The sequence below is a fragment of the Nocardia sp. NPDC003482 genome (genome assembly GCF_053588115.1).
On the sequence record NZ_JBSFPI010000005.1, the window covers coordinates 306,022 to 323,113 of the forward strand.

General features: G+C 70.9%; 14 protein-coding genes and 1 pseudogene. 7 read left to right on the forward strand and 8 right to left on the reverse strand.

From position 1 onward, the window contains the following. Window positions 1-10: 10 nt before the first annotated feature. On the forward strand, window positions 11-1,306 hold the full coding sequence (locus tag ACWDSJ_RS10635; RefSeq protein ID WP_450030961.1) for a hypothetical protein: 1,296 nt from the start codon (window positions 11-13) through the stop codon (window positions 1,304-1,306). Window positions 1,307-1,311: 5 nt separating this feature from the next. Here ACWDSJ_RS10635 and ACWDSJ_RS10640 read toward each other — a convergent pair whose 3' ends face one another. Next, window positions 1,312-2,340, reverse strand: a complete 1,029-nt coding sequence (locus tag ACWDSJ_RS10640) for a GAF domain-containing protein (protein ID WP_450030963.1) — start codon at window positions 2,338-2,340, stop codon at window positions 1,312-1,314. A 67-nt stretch (window positions 2,341-2,407) separates the two neighbouring features. On the opposite strand from ACWDSJ_RS10640, the gene ACWDSJ_RS10645 reads away from it, so the two are divergent. Next, window positions 2,408-3,283, forward strand: coding sequence for an alpha/beta hydrolase family esterase (locus tag ACWDSJ_RS10645; RefSeq protein ID WP_450030965.1), 876 nt, complete (start codon window positions 2,408-2,410; stop codon window positions 3,281-3,283). A 5-nt stretch (window positions 3,284-3,288) separates the two neighbouring features. Continuing rightward, window positions 3,289-4,833 carry an AMP-binding protein gene (locus tag ACWDSJ_RS10650; protein ID WP_450030967.1) on the forward strand — a complete coding sequence of 515 codons (1,545 nt, stop codon included), beginning with the start codon at window positions 3,289-3,291 and terminating at the stop codon, window positions 4,831-4,833. Window positions 4,834-4,838: 5 nt separating this feature from the next. Here the strand turns inward: ACWDSJ_RS10650 and ACWDSJ_RS10655 are convergent. The 3 genes and pseudogenes from ACWDSJ_RS10655 to ACWDSJ_RS10665 all read right to left on the reverse strand — a co-directional run. Further along, a pseudogene (locus ACWDSJ_RS10655) lies at window positions 4,839-5,108 on the reverse strand (glycosyltransferase family 2 protein); the annotation flags it as partial. Window positions 5,109-5,165: 57 nt separating this feature from the next. Beyond that, window positions 5,166-6,668 carry a sensor histidine kinase gene (locus ACWDSJ_RS10660; protein WP_450030969.1) on the reverse strand — a complete coding sequence of 501 codons (1,503 nt, stop codon included), beginning with the start codon at window positions 6,666-6,668 and terminating at the stop codon, window positions 5,166-5,168. Further along, window positions 6,665-7,396 (reverse strand): response regulator transcription factor, encoded by a 732-nt coding sequence (locus tag ACWDSJ_RS10665; protein ID WP_450031033.1) that lies wholly within the window; start codon window positions 7,394-7,396, stop codon window positions 6,665-6,667. The genes ACWDSJ_RS10660 and ACWDSJ_RS10665 overlap by 4 nt, the downstream gene beginning before the upstream one ends. Window positions 7,397-7,525: 129 nt before the next feature. Here ACWDSJ_RS10665 and efeU point away from each other — a divergent pair, with 129 nt between their 5' ends. From efeU to efeB, 3 genes are read left to right on the forward strand one after another with little or no spacing between them, the layout of a single operon-like run. After that, window positions 7,526-8,416, forward strand: coding sequence for an iron uptake transporter permease EfeU (gene efeU, locus ACWDSJ_RS10670; protein ID WP_387364529.1), 891 nt, complete (start codon window positions 7,526-7,528; stop codon window positions 8,414-8,416). Between the two features lie 32 nt (window positions 8,417-8,448). Beyond that, on the forward strand, window positions 8,449-9,660 hold the full coding sequence (gene efeO, locus ACWDSJ_RS10675; RefSeq protein ID WP_450030972.1) for an iron uptake system protein EfeO: 1,212 nt from the start codon (window positions 8,449-8,451) through the stop codon (window positions 9,658-9,660). 18 nt (window positions 9,661-9,678) lie between these two features. After that, on the forward strand, window positions 9,679-10,965 hold the full coding sequence (efeB, locus tag ACWDSJ_RS10680) for an iron uptake transporter deferrochelatase/peroxidase subunit (RefSeq protein WP_387364523.1): 1,287 nt from the start codon (window positions 9,679-9,681) through the stop codon (window positions 10,963-10,965). 112 nt (window positions 10,966-11,077) lie between these two features. On the opposite strand, the gene ACWDSJ_RS10685 is transcribed toward efeB, so the two are convergent. The 4 genes from ACWDSJ_RS10685 to ACWDSJ_RS10700 form a co-directional block, all read right to left on the reverse strand. Further along, window positions 11,078-12,712 carry a 3-deoxy-7-phosphoheptulonate synthase gene (locus tag ACWDSJ_RS10685; RefSeq protein ID WP_450031035.1) on the reverse strand — a complete coding sequence of 545 codons (1,635 nt, stop codon included), beginning with the start codon at window positions 12,710-12,712 and terminating at the stop codon, window positions 11,078-11,080. 25 nt (window positions 12,713-12,737) lie between these two features. Then, complete coding sequence (locus tag ACWDSJ_RS10690; RefSeq protein WP_450030974.1) at window positions 12,738-14,225, reverse strand: NAD(P)/FAD-dependent oxidoreductase; 1,488 nt, start codon at window positions 14,223-14,225, stop codon at window positions 12,738-12,740. 516 nt (window positions 14,226-14,741) lie between these two features. Further along, on the reverse strand, window positions 14,742-15,206 hold the full coding sequence (locus ACWDSJ_RS10695; RefSeq protein ID WP_450030976.1) for a hypothetical protein: 465 nt from the start codon (window positions 15,204-15,206) through the stop codon (window positions 14,742-14,744). Between the two features lie 298 nt (window positions 15,207-15,504). Next, window positions 15,505-16,389 carry an aldo/keto reductase gene (locus tag ACWDSJ_RS10700; RefSeq protein ID WP_450030978.1) on the reverse strand — a complete coding sequence of 295 codons (885 nt, stop codon included), beginning with the start codon at window positions 16,387-16,389 and terminating at the stop codon, window positions 15,505-15,507. A gap of 92 nt (window positions 16,390-16,481) precedes the next feature. Here ACWDSJ_RS10700 and ACWDSJ_RS10705 point away from each other — a divergent pair, with 92 nt between their 5' ends. Then, the gene (locus ACWDSJ_RS10705; RefSeq protein ID WP_450030979.1) at window positions 16,482-17,042 is read left to right on the forward strand and encodes a TetR/AcrR family transcriptional regulator; all 561 of its coding nucleotides are present in this window, start codon (window positions 16,482-16,484) and stop codon (window positions 17,040-17,042) included. The last annotated feature ends 50 nt before the right edge of the window (window positions 17,043-17,092 follow it).

The window sequence follows — 17,092 nt, forward strand, 5'->3', positions numbered from 1 at the left end:
CGATGGGGCGGTGCTCGATGAGAAAACTCTTGAAGCCCTTGTCATCCAGCTGACCGACGCCGATCCGGCACGGGCCGCGGCCGCGCGGGACCGCCTGAGCGCGGCCGGGGCCGACGCCGCCGGACCGTTGATCACCGCCCTGCGCGAGACGGCGTTGCGGGACCGGCTGAACCCGCGATCCGATCCGGCCACGGCCGCGTTGATCGACGCCCTCCAGCGCCTCGGCGAGGCGGCGGTGGCGCCTTTGGCCGCGGCGATGCCCGACGCCGTCGCCGCCGATCGCGCCCGCGGCGCCGATCTGCGACGGGAGCTGCCGTGGCGGATCGGCAACGAGACCTATGTGCTGGAGGTGGCGCTGCGCGGGCTGCGCGTGGACGACGACGCGACCTGGCTTCCGCTGCTGCGGGATTCGGAGCGGGTGCTGCGCTACCGGGCGGTGTGCGCGCTGGCGAACCCGCGCGCGGACGCGGCCCCGCTCGTGGACGCGATCCTGCCCTTGGTCACCGATCCCGATGCGGCCGTGGCGAATCAGGCGATCGCGACCCTCGGCGAGCTGGGAACCGTTGCGCGCGAACGACTTCGCGCGCTGAGCCGCACCGACGACGCCGGGCGCGCGCTCGCGGTGCTGGCCGCCCTCGGCGAGTGGCCCGCGCTGACCGCCGCCGAGCGCGAGCTGGTGCGCGGGTGGGTGGCGGACCGGGTCGCCGTCGAGGAGCCCGAACCGCTGGCCGAGCCGAACGGCGAATTCCTCGGCGAGTGGTTCGCGGTGTCGACCGGGGACCGCGACGCGGTGGTGGCGGCGCTCGGGCTGCACGAGCCGATGCCGGTGACGCTGCGCGTCGGCTGGGATCGGACCTCGGCCGGCTCGGGCCGGGTGTTCGTCACCCCCGAGCTGAACGGCTGGACGCTGATCTTCGGCTATGTACTGCCCGACCGCGAATTCGGCACGCTCACCACGTTTCTGGCGGAGCTGAGCGGCCGGTTCGGCGCGGCGCAGTACTTCTACAACGACTACGGCGCCGAGGGTTGGGCGCTCGCGGAGAAGGGTGAGCTGTCGCGCCTCTATATCGCCGGGGACACCCCCGACGCCGACACGGTGATCGGGCCGCCGCATCCCGCCGAGGTGCTGGCCTCCGCCGATCTGCCCGAGGACGACGAACCCGACGGCCGCCCGCTGTGCTGCGCGCAGGGCGTGGCCGAATGCGCCTCTCTCGATCCCGCCGAGATCGGGCCCGAGACCGAGGTGCGCGGGTACGGCCTGCTCGCGGGTGTCGAGGCGGGATGGCATGCCTCCCTGCGGAATTGACCCGCTCACCGCGCGGTGATGAGCCCCGGCGCGGCGTCCGGGACCGGCCGGATGAGGCAGATGAGGAAGCGGGGCAGCCCGTGCGGCAGCCGGATGCAGTACAGCTCCACCGTGCGCCAGTCGCCGCGCAGGGTGAGCAGCCGCACGATGCCCCGCGCCTCGGTCGCCGCGCCGCGGGCCAGGTCGGTGAGCCCGCGCACGTAGAAGCCCATGTCCTCGGGATGGATGAGATGCGTTGTACCCAGGTTGAATTCGTCGCGGTCGACCGGGTCCAGGCCGCGGGAGGCGGGATGGTGCCGCCACGCGATCTCGGGCAGCGGGGGCGTGAGCCATTCGATGATCTGGAGCCGTTCGGTGTCGATCAGCGCGGTCGTCCCGCCGAGCAGGGCCGCGGCCGCGTCGTTGTGGTAGGTGGGCTGCACGATGCCGGGCACCCGATCGGATTCGACCTGGAGCAGCAGCCCGCGCAGCGCCTCGTCGCCGTGGTAGCGGAAGTAGCCGAAGACGCGGGTGGTGTGGGTGTCGTCGGCGGTCAGCACCCGCATCGGGCCCTCCCAGACCGTGCCGGGGCGCGGGGTGAGGGCGGCGGTCATCAGCTTGTCGCGCTCCTCGCATTCGACGATGCGGCTGAGGAACCACGCGCCGTGCAGCCGTTCGTATCCGGCGGGCAGCACGGCCCCGCCCGCGCCGCCCGACATCAGCGTCCACTGCGGGCCGTCCCAGGTGAACGCGTCCACCGCGGGCGGCGGCTCCGGGGGATCCGCGCGGCGGGCGACCCGGAGTTGGACGGCGAGGACCTGGTCGTCCGGGCCCGGCACGGGCAGGGCCAGCACCTGGAAGTCCTCGCCGCGCACCCGCAGGTCCCGGGCCACCCGCTCGCCCGAGACGATGGTTCGCTCGAGCACCGACTCCGCCAGCAGCGCCAGCGAATTCGGCCGAATCGCGCGGTGTAACAGGCGTTCTCGCGCCATGCCCTCCTCGGGCACGTGCCGGATCACCTTCGCCGCGTCGGTCGCGTCGACCAGATACCACATCGGACCCTCCCCCCGGGACACACGCTAGCGGGTGGCGCGGGCATCCGCCATCGGTCACACTCGAGCGGTGCTGAGTCGAGGGGTGCGGGGGCCCGCGGGGTCGCCGGTCGCGGAACGGCGGACGCTGCGGCACGACGGCCGCCGCCGCGCCTACACGCTGGTCCGGCCGCCGCGGCCCGCGCCCGGTCGCGCGCTGATCCTGGTATTGCACGGGACCGCGCAGACCGGTTCGGGGATACGGGATTTCGCGGCGGGGGCCTTCGACCGTTTCGCCGCGGCCGGGTACCCGGTCGCGTATCCCGATGCGGTGCACCGGGAATGGAACGGGGCGCGGACCGCGCGGATGCTGCTGCGGGATGTGAAGGGGATCGACGATGTCGGGTTCCTCGCGGCGCTCGTCGCCGACGTCCGGGATCGGTACGGGGTCGGTCCGGTTCATCCCATCGGCTACTCCCTCGGCGGGCAGATGGTCTTCCGGCTGATCCACGACGCGCCGGACCTGATCGCGGGCGCGGTCGTCCTCGCCGCCAATCTGCCGACGCCGGGGCACATCACCCCGCCCCGGCACGCTCCGGTTCCATTGCCGTACTTGGAGATTCACGGCACCGACGATCCGCTGTCGCCGTACGGGGGCGGGCCAGTGGGGTTCGGCTGGTTCCGTAGGGGTGAGCATCTCGGCGCGGAGGAGACGGCCGCCTATTTCGCCCGCCGCAATGGGATCGACGCCGAACCCACGTCCTTGTGGACCGGGGCCGTGCGGCGGATCGACTATCGGCAGCAGGACAGGCCGCCGGTCACCCTCTACGCCGTCTCCCGGTGCGGGCATCAGATCCCGGGCGCGTCGGCCGGTCCGCGCCGGGTGTTCGGCAGGCCCAGCCGGGCGCTGGACACCGTCGCGGTGGCCGCCGAATTCCTCGGACTCGACCTCGGCGCGGCAGACTGAACCCCATGACGGACGTTCGGGAGGGTACGCCGACCATAGCCTGCGGGGAACGCGTGCGCGCGCAAGCGGATTCGCACGATCGGGCCGGGCGCCTGGCCGCCGCGTTCGCGGCGCGCGGTCACGGGCGGGGCGAGCGGGTGGCGGTGCTGGCGCGCAACGACATCGAATTCCTCGAGGCGTCGCTGGCCATCGCGTCGTGCGGGGCGAATCCGGTGCCGATCAACACCCGGTGGCGGGCCGCGGAGGTGGCGCACGTGCTCGCCGACAGCGGGGCGCGGCTGGTGCTCGCGCACACCGAATTCGTGCCGGTGGTGACGGCGGCGGCCGCGCTCGCGGGGACGGCGCCCGAGGTGCTCGAGATCGCCATGCCCGTGCCGCTGCTCGCCGAGGCCGGGCTCGATCCCGCGCTCGCGCAACCCACCGGACGGCATCCGCTGCTCGAGGAGTGGATCGCCGAACAGCCCGACCCGCTCGGCCACATCGACGGCGCGGTGGCGGACTCGATGGGCCTGATCTACACCTCCGGCACCACCGGCACGCCGAAAGGGGTTCGGCGGCAACGGATGTCGGCCCAGCAGCTACTCGCCATCGCGGGCGGCACGGCGCGCCGGATGGGTCTCGCGCCGGGCGGGCGGATGCTGGTCGCCGGGCCGCTGTATCACGCCTCGCCCAACGCGGTCGCGGTGCTCGCGCTGCGGATGGGCACGAATATCACCATCATGCCGCGGTTCGACACGGAGCGGTTCCTGCGGCACGTGCACGAGGGCCGGATCCAGCAGGCGAAGGTGGTGCCCACCATGTTGTCGCGGTTGCTGTCGCTGCCCGCGGACGTGCGCGCCCGCTACGACGTGTCGAGCCTCACCCATCTCATCCACTCGGCCGCGCCCTGCCCGCCCGCGGTGAAGCGCGCCGCGATCGACTGGTTCGGCGACGCGCTGTGGGAGTTCTACGGCTGCACCGAGGCCGGGACCGTCACCTGGATCGGGGCGGCGGAGTGGCTCGCGCGGCCGGGCAGCGTGGGACGGCCCGTGGACGGTTCCGCGGTGCTCGTCGCCGACGAGACGGGGAAGCCGGTGCCGGCGGGCGAGGTCGGCCGCGTGTACGTCAAGGGCGCGGACTACTGGCCCGACTTCGAATACCTCAATCGGGGGCGGCCCGAGAGCCCGGTGGACGGCATGATCTGGGTCGGCGACCTCGGCCGCGTGGACGACGCCGGATACCTCTACCTGACCGGCCGCTCCAGCGAGATCATCATCTCCGGCGGCGTCAACATCTACCCGACCGAGATCGAGAACGCCCTGCTGGCCCTCGACGGCGTGGAGGACGCGGCGGTGTTCGGGCTGCCCGACCGCACCGGCGACCTCGGGGAAATCGTTGTGGCGCATCTCGTTCCGCGCCCCGGCCACCGGCTCACCGAGGCCGGTATCCGCGCGGCCCTGACCGACCGCCTCGCCGCCTACAAGCTGCCGCGCCGGGTGCGCATCGTCGGCGAACTGCCGCGCGACGATTCCGGCAAGATCTACAAGCGCGCGCTCATCGCGGCGGAGTGAGCGTCCCGGGCGGTGTCGGTGCGCATGGCCTTGAATCCGCATTGGGCGTCGGAGAATCGGGCCCGCACCGACGCTTTGAGGATGAGGTTGTAGCAGCGGGAGATGATCTCGCGCTTGGGTCCGCGCACCACGCGGGCGGACTTGGCCAGCCGGGTGCCGATGGCCAGATCCGAGTGCCCGGACACCAGCGGGGCGACCAAGGGCAGCAGCGCGTTGAGGTCGGTGGACAGGTCGACGTCCATGTAGGCGACCACTTGGGCAGCGGAGGTCTCCCACAAGCTCATGACAACCAGATTCGGCCCCGCGCCTGCGGCGGCCCTGGCGCCGGACTGTCAGTCCGCTGGGAACCGCGGCAGGTGCACCGAGAACGTCGCCCCGGCGCCGGGCTCGCTGTGCACCGACACCCGGCCGCCGTGCGCGGTCACCAGCGCGTGCACGATCGACAGGCCCAGTCCGGCGCCGCCGCTGGCGCGGGTGCGGGAGGTGTCGGTGCGGTAGAAGCGTTCGAACACCCGCGCCGCGGCCTCCGCCGACAGACCGGGCCCCCGATCGATCACATCGATGCGGACCTCGTCGTCGGCGGGGGTGAGCCGCACCGAGATCGGCGTGCCCGGCGGGGTGTGGGTGAGCGCGTTGCCCAGCAGGTTGGTCAGCACCTGCCGCAGCCGGGCCGCGTCGCCCACGACCTCCACTCCGCCTGTGCCCCGGCCGATCTCGAGTCCGATGTGCCGCGGCGGACCCGCCTCGCGGGCCGCGCGGGCCTGCGCGGCGTGCACGGCCTCACCGGTGAGGGCGAGAAGATCGACCGGTTCGCGTTCGAGGGGACGTTGCGCGTCGAGGCGGGCGAGCAGCAGCAGGTCCTCGACCAGCAACCCCATCCGCTGGGCCTCGGACTCGATCAGCGCCAGCAGTTCCTCCGTCTGCGGGTCGGCGTTGTGGCGGCACAGTTCGGCGAAGCCGCGGATCGTCGTGAGCGGGGTGCGCAGCTCGTGGCTGGCGTCGGCGATGAACTGCCGCATCCGCGCCTCCGAGCGCCGGGCCGCCTCCTCCGACGCCTCGGTCCGGATCACGCCGTGCTGGATGCGGGTCAACATCTCGTTCAACGACTGCGCGAGGTGATCGACCTCGGTGTCGACGTGACGCACCGGCACCCGGCGGCTCAGATCGCCCGCGGCGATGGCGGCCGCGGTCACCTCGACCTGCCGCAACCGGCGCAGACTGCGTCGCACCACGACGTAGCCGCCCACCCCCAGCAGCGCGAGAGCCACTGTGCCCGTGGCCAATTCGAACATGATCAGCCGCGAGACCGTGGCCTGGTTGTCGGTCAGCGGCAGGCCGATGGTGGTGGAACCGTTCTCGTTGGCGATGGTGAGCACCCGCCACGTGATCGACCCGCCGCCGGTCGAGCCGACCGTGGCCGGATGTCCGGGCGTCACCCCCGACAGGTCCGGCGTCGCCGGATGCGTCGCCGGATCGGGGGAGTTCGGCATGTCGTAGACGGTGCCGTCGGGGCCGCGCCGGAGCTCGAAGAACTGATTCGGTTGGTCCCCGGGCGAATTCGGCGGCGGCGGGGGAGCGGGCCGGTCGGTGGGCACCCACACCAGGCGGCCGTCGGACATCGCCACCTGCTTCATCGGCCGCGGATCGGCCCAGGTGTGCGCGGCCTCGGACAGCTGCTCGTCCGTGCGTGCGGTCAGGGTACGGTTCAACGCCGAGGTGACCGCAAACCCGCACGCCACCAGTACCGCGGCCGCGAGCGCGACCATGGCGACCACCAGGCCGATGCGCAGCGGGACCGCCGCGAGCCGCCGGGTGAGCGCCGAACGCACGGTCACCGGCGGGTGCCCTCGGGCGGGCGCAGCACGTAGCCGACGCCGCGCAGGGTGTGCAACATCTTCGGTTCGGTGGTGTCGACCTTGCGGCGCAGATACGACACATAGGACTCGACCACGCCGCCGTCGCCGCCGAAGTCGTACTGCCAGACGTGATCGAGGATCTTGGCCTTGCTCAGCACGCGGCCCGCGTTGAGCATGAAGTAGCGCAGCAGCGTGAACTCCGTCGGCGAAAGGCTCACGGGCACACCGGCTTTGAACACCTGATGGCTGTCGTCGTCGAGTTCGACGTCCCCGACCGACAGCCGGGTCGGGCGCTGCGGGGCCCCGGCGGCCGCGGTCCCGGTGCGGCGCAGGATGACCCGCACCCGGGCCACGACCTCCTCGAGGGCGAACGGTTTGGTCACGTAGTCGTCCGCGCCGAGGGTCAGCCCGGTCACCCGGTCCTCCACGTCGTCGCGGGCGGTCAGGAACAACACCGGGGTGTCGATGCCGTCGGCGCGCAGCCGCCGCAACAGCCCGAAGCCGTCCATGCCCGGCATCATCACGTCCACGATCAGCGCGTCGGGACGGAACCCGCGGGCCTTGTCGAGGCCCTCGGCCCCGGTCGCGGCGGTCTCCACCTCGAAGCCCTGGAACTTCAGGGTGGTGGCGAGCAGCTTGAGGATCAACTGCTCGTCGTCGACGACCAGCACGCGCGCTCCCGGGGCTGTGGCGTTCATGCCGCTCATCATCACCCGGCAACCCGGACGAAGGCTGGCGGAAAGCTGGACGTTCGCTGTGAAGGGGTCACCGCGGTCGCGAGGACGGTAATGCTATGCTCACCGAACTTAGCCTTACCAAACAAGGGGGTTCCGCCGATGGAGACGCTGGCATCGGCGCCGTCGGTCGCGACCCAGCTGTTCGGGAGCGGGTTGCTCGGCGTGCGTGAGGGTCTCGAGACCGGCATCGTGGTGATGATCCTGGCCGCGTTCCTGGTCAAATCGGACCGGCGCGACGCGCTGAAGTGGCTGTGGGCGGGCGTGAGCCTCGCCGTGGTCATGGTGCTGGCCATCTTCGCGGCCATCCACTTCGGCACATCCACGGTCGACGGCCTGGCCGCGGAGGCGATCGCCGGGGTGGCGTCGCTGGTCGCGGTGGTCGTGGTGACGGGCATGGTGCTGTGGATGCGCAGCGCCGCCGCGCACATCTCCCGCGATCTCAAACAGGGCATGGCCCGCGCGCTGGAGGGCGGCGGATTCGCCATCCTGGTGCTGGGATTCTTCGCGGTCGGCCGCGAGGGCGTCGAAACCGCCCTGCTGATGGTCGGTTACGCCGAGAACGCCTCCGGCAGCGCGTGGCCGCTGGTCGGCCTGATCGGCGGGGTCGTGGTGGCGGCCGTGCTGGCGGTGCTGCTGTACGCGGGCACCATCCGGATCGACTTCGCCAAGTTCTTCAAATACACCGGGGCGTTCCTGATCCTGGTCGCCGCCGGGATCCTCGCCTACGGGGTGCGCGCGCTGCAACTGGTCGGCTGGCTGCCCGGCGCGAACGAGATGGCCTTCGACTTCTCCGCCCGGTTCGATCAATCGTCGTGGTACGGAACGGTTCTCGCGGGGATCTTCAACTTCCGCCCGGACCCGACCGTGCTGCAACTGATCGCGTGGGCCGCGTATCTGGTCGTCGTCCTCGCGTTGTTCCTGCGGCCCACGCGGCCCGCGGGCGGCGATCCGGCCCGCGCCTCCGGGCAGATGGAAACGTCGGCCGCGTGACACCGGCCGGAGACAGAAGGAATGGGACACAGGTGAATTCGACGGGACGTATCGCAGCGGTGGCCGCGGTGGCCGTGACCGCGCTGCTGGCGACCACCGGCTGCACGGAGAAGTCCAAGGCGGGCGCGGGCGATGTCGCCGTGACCTCCACCGACTCCGCCTGCGAACTGGGCGTGGCGTCCGCGGGCACCGGCACGGTGAATTTCGTGGTGGCCAACCAGGGTTCGAAGGTCACCGAGTTCTACGTCTACGGCAACAACAACCGGGTGCTCGGCGAGGTCGAGAACATCGGGCCCGGCGTGACCGGCAAGCTCGCGGTGGAGTTCACCGATCCGGGCACCTACGAGACCGCGTGCAAGCCGGGCATGGTGGGCAACGGCATTCGCAAGCAACTGACCGTCACCGGCGAGAAGAAGGTCAAGACCGAGGCCCCGCCGGACGTCGAGGCGGCCGAAGCGCACTACCTGGGTTATGTGCGCGGCCAGCTCAACGGCCTGGTCGAGCAGACCAAGACGTTCGTCGCCGCGGTGAAGTCCGGCGATCTGGACAACGCGCGCAAGCAGTTCGGCCTGACCCGCACCTTCTACGAGCGCATCGAGCCGGTGGCCGAGTCGTTCCCGGAGCTGGACCCGAAGATCGATATGCGCTGGGACGACACCGAGAACGGCGCCCAGCCCTTCACCGGCTTCCACCGCATCGAACGGTTCCTGTGGCCGCCGCAGCAGAGCGAGGTCGGCGAGAAGGGCGACGCCATCACCCAGGCCGACGTCGACAACGCCAAGAAGGCCGACACCAAACCGGCCATCGACGCCGAGGCCGACGCGTTGCTCACCAATGTGTCCGCGCTGAACGACGAGGTGAACAAGCCCGACTTCGTGTTCGAGACGCAGTCGTTCGTGAAGGGTCCGCAGGCGCTGGTCGACGAGATCGCCCGCACCAAGGTCGGCGGCGAGGAGGACCGCTACTCGCGGACCGACCTGTGGGACTTCGCCGCCAATATCGACGGCTCGGAGACGCTGATCGCGGAATTGCAGCCGATGATCTCGGCCAAGGATTCCAAGCTGATGGACAAGCTCACCGCCCAGTTCGCGGCGGTGCGCGACGGGATCAACCAGTTCCGCAACGGCGACGGGTACATGTCCTACAAGACCGTGACCGAGGACCAGCGGAAGGCGTTGTCGGACAAGATCGACGCGCTCTCGGCGAGTCTGAGTCAGGTACCCGGCCTGATCCTGAGCCAATAGCCGACGAGAAGGCCGATCATGAAGCAGACGAGCCGATTCTCCCGCCGGGCACTGCTCGGCGCGACCGGAGCCAGTGTCGCCGTCGGCGCGGCCGCGGGGGCCGCGGCGGGCGCCGGAGTCTTCGCGATGGACACCGATCCGCCGAGCGGCGACCGGATCGTCCCGTTCCGCGGGCCGCATCAGGCGGGCATCACGACCGCGGCGCAGGACCGACTGCATTTCGCGGCGTTCGACGTGTTGACGCGGTCGCGGGACGAGCTCATCGATATGCTGCGGCGCTGGACCGTCGCGGCCGAGCGGATGACGCGCGGTGAGGAGGCGGTCGACGGCGGCGCCTACAACCACGGCGCGCACCGGCCGCCCGCGGATACCGGTGAGGCGCTGGGACTTTCGCCCGCGTCGCTGACGCTCACCATCGGATTCGGGCCGGGGCTGTTCGGGCCGTCGGCCGACGATCCGAACCGGCCCGACCGATTCGGGCTGGGTGCGCGCAAACCGGCGGCGCTGGCGGATCTGCCGGTGTTCGCCAAGGACGCCATCGAGCCGTCGCGCAGTTACGGCGACATCTGCGTGCAGGCGTGCGCCGACGATCCGCAGGTGGCGGTGCACGCCATCCGCAATCTGTCGCGGCTGGGAGTTGGCGTGGTGAGCGTGCGCTGGTCGCAGCTCGGCTTCGGCCGCACCTCCAGCACCACGCGTAGCCAGGCGACGCCGCGAAACATGTTCGGGTTCAAGGACGGAACCAACAACCTCAAGGCCGATCAGAGCGAACTGCTCGACCGCTGGGTGTGGGTGCGCGAGGGCGACGACCGCCCCGAGGCGGGGTGGATGACCGGCGGCAGCTACCTCGTGGCCCGGCGCATCCGCATGGACATCGAGGCGTGGGACCGCGCGTCGCTGTCGGAGCAGGAGGCGGTCATCGGCCGCGGCAAGCACGAGGGCGAACCGCTGGGCCAGAACAGCGAATTCGACGCCCCCGACTTCCGCATCACCTCCGGCTACACCCCCGTCATCCCGGCGACGGCCCATGTCCGCCTCGCCCACCCCGACAACCTGGGCGGTGTCCAACTGCTCCGCCGCGGCTACAACTTCACCGACGGCTCCGACGGTTTCGGCCACCTCGACGCGGGCCTGTTCTTCATCGCCTACTGCCGCAACCCCCACAACCAGTTCGTTCCCATGCAACGCGCCCTCGCCGCCAAGGACGCCATGATGGAGTACATCACCCACACCGGCTCGGCCCTCTTCGCCTGCCCCCCGGGCCCCGCCCCCGACGAGTTCTGGGGCCAACACCTGTTCACCTGACCCCAGGTCCACGAACCCAGCCGCACCCCTTATTCGGATCCGCACCCCTTGTATAGCCCTGTAAGGGGTGCGGATTCGAATAAAGGGTGCGGCTGGGTTCGTGTGCCTGGGGTCAGTGGGGGCGGAGGGTGGTGGCTGTGGTGAGGGCGGTGTGGAGGGCTTGGGTGGGGGGTGGGGATTCGAGGTGGAGGCCGCCGAAGGGGGTGGCGGTGGTGCGGCAGGCTTCGAGGAAGGTGGGGAGGGAGGTGGTGGGGGTGGGGCCGGGGGCGTAGAGCCAGGTGACGGGGGTGGGGGTGGGGGCGGTGAGGAGGGGGGTGAGGTGGTCGGGGGTTTGGGTCGGGGTGGGGTGGGCTATGAGGAGGAGGCGGCCGGGGCGGTGGTGGGGGTTGAGGGTCCGGCAGAGGTGGGTGATCTCGGCGGGGGTGGTGGTGGGGGAGAGGGATATCGCGATGGGATTGGTTGTGCGAGCGGCGTATTCGAGGTGGGCGGGGGTGTGGGCGTGCGGGCCCAGCCAGAGCAGGGCGGTGGCGCAGTTCCACCAGTTGCGGTCGGGGCCGCGGCGGGTGAGGGCGGCCTCGTAGGGGAGGTGGGCGGCGTCGTGGCCGATGTGCAGAGGGGGTGTGGCGCTGAACAATTCGCGCGCGTCGTGCGGTGCGGTGGTGGCGAGCGGCAGGAGCCCGGCCACGTCGCGGAGCAGGGTGCGCGAAAGGGGGTCGGCGCGGCGATCGGCGGTGCGGCGCAACAGGTCCGCGATGCGCGCGGTGGGCGGCGGGCTGCCGCGCCAGTAGTTGAGGGTGGCGGCGGCGTGGAAGTAGCTGTCCTCCAACGCGTTCGGCCGCACCGGGCCGGTCGGGTGGGCGACGGTGACGATATCGGCGCCCAGGCCGTGGGCGAGGACCGCGGTGACGGCGTGCGCCAGCGCGCGACGGGTGTGGAAGGGCGCGGTGGGCTCGCCGCGGTCGACCAGATGCAGTACGAACGCCTCGCCGCGCCCGGCGCGGGCGAGTTCGGTGATCAGGGCCGCGCTCTCGTCGGGGTGGACCAGCGGCGGCAGGTCCCGCAGCCGATCGGCGGAACCGGTTGCGCCGCCGCCGGATTCGACGGCGGGGGGTACCGCCGAGGCCAGATCCGTCGGCCCGGGGGCCGGGCCGTCGGGTTCGTCGTCCCACTCCGATTCGATGGCCGCGGGGCTCGCGTGTTCGGCGGGGACGATATCGGGATTGAAGGATTCGCGGATGTAGCACAGCGGCCGGTCGTCGAGCAGGATCACATACGCCTTGGTCGCGCAGGCGCGCCCGTCCAGCCAGCGGCCCAGCCCGGCCCGCACGATCCGCCGCCGCTGCGACACCCCGCGCGAGATCAGGCTGTAGCCGATCGGGGTGCGCACGTCGTCGACCCCGTAGGTGGTCGCCGGACCGGCGACGGTGACGACGTGATTGACCGACACCGTCACCAGTTCCGCGTCCACCAGGCACGATCGGCGCAGGACGACGCGATCGGCCCCGGCGGGCCGCAACACCTCGCGCACCCCGTGGGGCAACCGGTCCAGCGCCAGGTCGTCCTGCCGCAGCACCCGCACGCGCAGTTCGGTGCCGAGGATCGCCTCCAGCACCGGCATGGTGAAACCGTCGCCCGCCAACAGCATTCGAGTCATCGCATGACCGAAGCGGGCGATCTCGTCCTTGAGGGTCCCGCCCCCCGAGCCGCCGGCGGCGCGGCCGCGCGACGGCTCGGAGTCGGATCGCATCGTTGTCACGACCGTGTCCTGCCCGTCAGTGGGGTACGGTGTCGCCCTTCTTCGGCGGCAGGAAAGGCCGTGCGACGGCGGCCATTTCGGCCTCGGTGCGGGGGCGGCGGGTGAGACTGAGGACCGGTTCGGTGGTGATGCGCACCTCGCCCATCTCGGTGTCCGCGCCCAGCGGGTCGCGCCAGATGTTCCACACCGGGGACATGTCCAGCTTGCCCATGTACTTGATGTTGACGCCCTCGTCCTCGGCGTGCTCGACCTCGGCGACGATGGTGGCGGTATTGGTCCGCCGCTGCTCGCCGGAGGATTCGTCGACGTCGGTCAGCCCGGCCATGATGCGGGTGAACGACTCCTCCGGGGTGTCGCCCTCGTGCTCCTCGGTGAGGTTGCTGGCGTGCTTGAAGTACTCGTCGGAGCCGATGTACTGCTCGTACATGCGCGAAACCAGCACCAGGAAGCGCGAATACGCGCGCCGGTAGGTGTAGTCGAAGAAGCCCAGCGCCTCGGCCTCGCTCATCTCACCGCGCAAGGCGGTGGCGATGGCCGCCGCCGCGACCATGCCGCCGTAGGTGGCCAGGTGCACGCCGGTGGACAGCAGCGGGTCCAGGAAGCAGGCCGAATCGCCGACGATGGCGTAGCCCGGACCCCAGAACCGGTCGGCGACATAGGAATAGTCCTGTTCGGCCTGCACGCCGGCGACCTGTTCGGCGCCCTCGAGCATGGTGTTCATCTTGGGGGTGCGGCGGATGATGTCGGCGTAGAACTCCTCGATCGAGCCCAGTTCGCGCCGCCGGTCGCTCGCCAGCTTGGCCGAGACCACATAGCCCACGCTGAAGCGGCCACCCGCCAGCGGGATGTGCCAGAACCAGCCGCCCTCGTCGGTGGACACGACGTTGATCGCGCCCTCGGGGCTCTCCGGATGCAGATGCGCGCCGGTCCAATACGACCAGACCGCGAGATTGCGGAAGGCCGGATGCGGTTTGCGCATGTTGAAGTGCTGCCGGGACAGCAGGCCCGCGCGGCCGGACGCGTCGACCAGGAAGTCGAATTCGGTGGTGCGGACCTCGTCGTCGCCGAGCAGCGTCCACTCCACGGCGGTGGGGCGCTCGTTCGCGTCGAACAGCACGTTGCGGACCGTGGCCTGTTCGATGACCTCGACGCCCTGGTCGCTGGCGTTGCGCAGCAGCAGATCGTCGAATTCGGCGCGGTCGACCTGCCACGACCAGGCCTCGGCGTCGACGAGCTCATCCCATTTCAGCCGCCAGATGTCGTTCTGCCACTGGAAGTATCCGCCGCGTTTGATCTGGAAGCCGTGCGCGGCGACCTTGTCGTAGGCGCCGGAGATGCGCAGCGTCGACAGGCACGAGGCCAGCAGTGATTCGCCGATGTGGTAGCGGGGGAACTTGTCCCGCTCCAGGAGGGTCACCCTGATCCCGGCCCGAGCGAGCAGGGCTGCGGTGGTGGAACCGGCCGGGCCTCCGCCTACTACCAACACGTGTGGATCGTTTCCCATGGCAATCTCCCTGGAAATGCTGATGAAAGGGATGCGCTGACCGCGGCCCGCGGGCCGCCTCCGAATCGCGCACGACGATGGGCTCGATCCGGAACTCGCCCTATTGCGAACAGCTTTTTGCGGCGTGGCGCTCGAACTATTCTACCGACGGAAATTGAAATCTCAAGTGCAAGAACCACTTTCGTGATCATGAGTGCTGCGGGCATGCGAAAGCCACTGGCGCGGAACGGATTTGCGGTGCCAGTGCGGGTAGGAGGGGACGCTCCGACGATCACGAGGGGTCGGGCGGCGACGCGGTGGAACGGGTGCGGTGCTCAGGGTTCGTCGAATGGGTGCGTGTGGTCGGCGTCGTCGTCACCCTGTGCTGCGTCCGTAAAAAACAGTACGGTACAAATGGAATTCGCGCGCCCGGTTCGGGCAGAATCGCCGGAAACCCCTATCGACCGATCGGTGTGTCCGCGCGCGCCGACCACCGCCGAGGCGCGGTCGGCCGCGGCGGTCGGCTCTGCTCCCGCGTCAGTCCAGGCGGTAGAAGTCGCGGGCGAGTTGGAAGGAGTGGGCGCCGCCGTCGACGTCGCAGTACAGATAGTCGGTGGTCGAGTAGCACTCGACCCGGCCGAATCCCGTGGTGTCCCCGTACTCGAGCACGGGCAGGTCCGGCGCGGCCACCGTGTCGCCCGCGCAGACGAATCGCGGTGCGACGGTGACCGACATCGCGACGGCGTGCCCGTATCCGCTCGGGCCGCAGCCGCCCGCCGGGCGCGGCGGCGGGGTGAAGGTGTAATCCAGTACGTCGCACCGGACTCCGGCGCCGTCGTCATCGATCATGCAGGCCACGTTCCCCGACGGCGTCTGGAACGCCGAATAGGAATAGCCCGGCCCGCCCGGGTGCCCCTGCGCCACCGCCGCCGTCAGCCCCGCCACCGCGACTCCCGCCGCGGCCGCCGCCAACGCCGCCCGCCCACTCGTCCATCCCCGCATCCCGGCCACCCCGTATTCTTTTCGTCGCCAACGGAACACAAGTCAGTGTGCTGGCGCACGCGCCGAACCGCAACGGCCCCTCGGCACTTCGAGCAGCGTGCGGGTGCCGTGAGCCACGCCGGGGCCGCAATCCTTCGCGGGGGCAAGGGTGCTGAGGGTGCGTCGGTCCTCGGCGGGGAAAGAGGGTTTGGGTCGCGAGGGTGCGTCGGTCCCTGGCGGAAAGGTGGGTCGCGAGGTGCGTCAGTCCTTATGAGGCAGAGGGGGCCGGGGAGTCGCGAAGCAAAGGGGTTGTGGGGCGTCAGTTCCCGGCGATGCCGTCGAGGGTGGCCAAGGTGGACGGGTCCAGGTGGATCGATCCGGCCGCGAGGTTCTCGGTCAGGTGGGTGGGGTTGCGGGTGCCGGGGATGAGGAGGGTGTGGTCGTAGTGGGCCAACTCCCAGGCGAGGGCCAGTTGGGCGGGGGTGATGGTGAGGCGGGTGGCGAGGTCGACGACGGTGGGGTGTTCGGTCGGCTTGGGGAAGGTGGGGAAGGCGGAGCCGAGGGGGCAGAAGGGGACCCAGGCGATGTCGTGGGCGCGGCACAGGTCGAGGACCGGTTCGGTGGAGCGGTCGACGACATTGTGGATGTTCTGCACGCAGGCGATACCGGCGGGCAGGGCGCGGCGCAGTTGTCCGGCGTCGACGGCGCTGAGGCCGATGCCGCCGATCTTGCCCGCGTCGCGCAGGGCGAGCAGTTCGGCGAGTTGATCGTCGAGATCGACGACCTGATCGCCGGTGGCGACGATGCCCGGGGGCGCGTCGGCGCGGCGCAGGTTGACCACGTCGATCCGCTCGGCGCCCAGCGTCGCCAGATTCTCCTCGACGCTCGCGCGCAGTTGCTCGGGTCGCTGCCGGGCGACCAGGCCCGCGGCCGTGCGGTCGGCGCCGACCTTGGTGACCAGGGTGAGTTCGGCATAGGACGGCCGCAGCGCGTCCCGGATCAGCTCGTTGCAGCCGGGATAGAAGTGGGCGGTATCGATGTGATCGACGCCGTGCCGGACCGCGGTGCGCAGCAGGGCGATGGCCGCGTCCCGATCGGACCCGGCGCGACCCTCCAATTGCATGGCGCCGTAACCGATTCGGGCCACCCGGCGGTCGCCCAGGGTGGCGGTGCCGCCCGGGGCGGCGTGCTCGATGCTGGTCATGGTCGTACTCCCGTGGCATAGTCGAGTCGATCCCGTGATGCGGAGGAGCCTCCGCATTGCCCACGCTAACAGAAACGGAGGAGCCTCCGCTAGTGGCTGCCACATCCGGCCGCGCCGACGCGCAGCGCAACCGCCGCCGACTGCTCGACGCCGCCCGCGCGGAATTCGGCGGCTCGGGGGAGAACGTGACCCTGGAGGCGATCGCGCGCGCGGCGGGCGTGGGCATCGGCACGCTCTACCGGCACTTCCCCACGCGGGAGGCGCTCGTCGAGGCCGTCTACCGGGACGAGCGAACTCGCCTGTGCGACAAGGCGATCGAATTGCTCGCCGACCATCCGCCCGAGATCGCGTTGCGCCGGTGGATGGATCGCTTCGGCGACTACATCGCCATCAAGCACGAGATGGCCGAGACCCTGCGGGCCATGATCGCCTCCGGCGCGGTCACCGCCACCGCGGCGCGAGCGGAGCTGTCCGGCGCGGTCGGCGCCATCCTCGAGGCCGGGGTCGCCGCGGGCACGCTGCGCGACGACGTGCTCGCCGAGGATGTGGTGGTCGCGCTGCTCGGAATATTCCTGGTGTGCCGCGAACCCGAGCAACGCGAGCAGGCCCAGCGAATGGCCGATCTATTGATGCGCGGCCTGCGCGCGGAGTGAGACGGACCGCCGAGATAGGGGTTGACGCGCGGGCGCTCGTAATACTCGGG

What these genes read in the sequence shown, in the direction of transcription:
- ACWDSJ_RS10700 (WP_450030978.1), bottom strand. Translation starts at nt 16,389, where the DNA reads ATGACCAGCATCGAGCACGCCGCCCCGGGCGGCACCGCCACCCTGGGC.
- efeB (WP_387364523.1), top strand. Translation starts at nt 9,679, where the DNA reads ATGAAGCAGACGAGCCGATTCTCCCGCCGGGCACTGCTCGGCGCGACC.
- efeU (WP_387364529.1), top strand. Translation starts at nt 7,526, where the DNA reads ATGGAGACGCTGGCATCGGCGCCGTCGGTCGCGACCCAGCTGTTCGGG.
- ACWDSJ_RS10640 (WP_450030963.1), bottom strand. Translation starts at nt 2,340, where the DNA reads ATGTGGTATCTGGTCGACGCGACCGACGCGGCGAAGGTGATCCGGCAC.
- ACWDSJ_RS10695 (WP_450030976.1), bottom strand. Translation starts at nt 15,206, where the DNA reads ATGCGGGGATGGACGAGTGGGCGGGCGGCGTTGGCGGCGGCCGCGGCG.
- ACWDSJ_RS10685 (WP_450031035.1), bottom strand. Translation starts at nt 12,712, where the DNA reads ATGCGATCCGACTCCGAGCCGTCGCGCGGCCGCGCCGCCGGCGGCTCG.
- ACWDSJ_RS10665 (WP_450031033.1), bottom strand. Translation starts at nt 7,396, where the DNA reads ATGAGCGGCATGAACGCCACAGCCCCGGGAGCGCGCGTGCTGGTCGTC.
- ACWDSJ_RS10650 (WP_450030967.1), top strand. Translation starts at nt 3,289, where the DNA reads ATGACGGACGTTCGGGAGGGTACGCCGACCATAGCCTGCGGGGAACGC.
- ACWDSJ_RS10690 (WP_450030974.1), bottom strand. Translation starts at nt 14,225, where the DNA reads ATGGGAAACGATCCACACGTGTTGGTAGTAGGCGGAGGCCCGGCCGGT.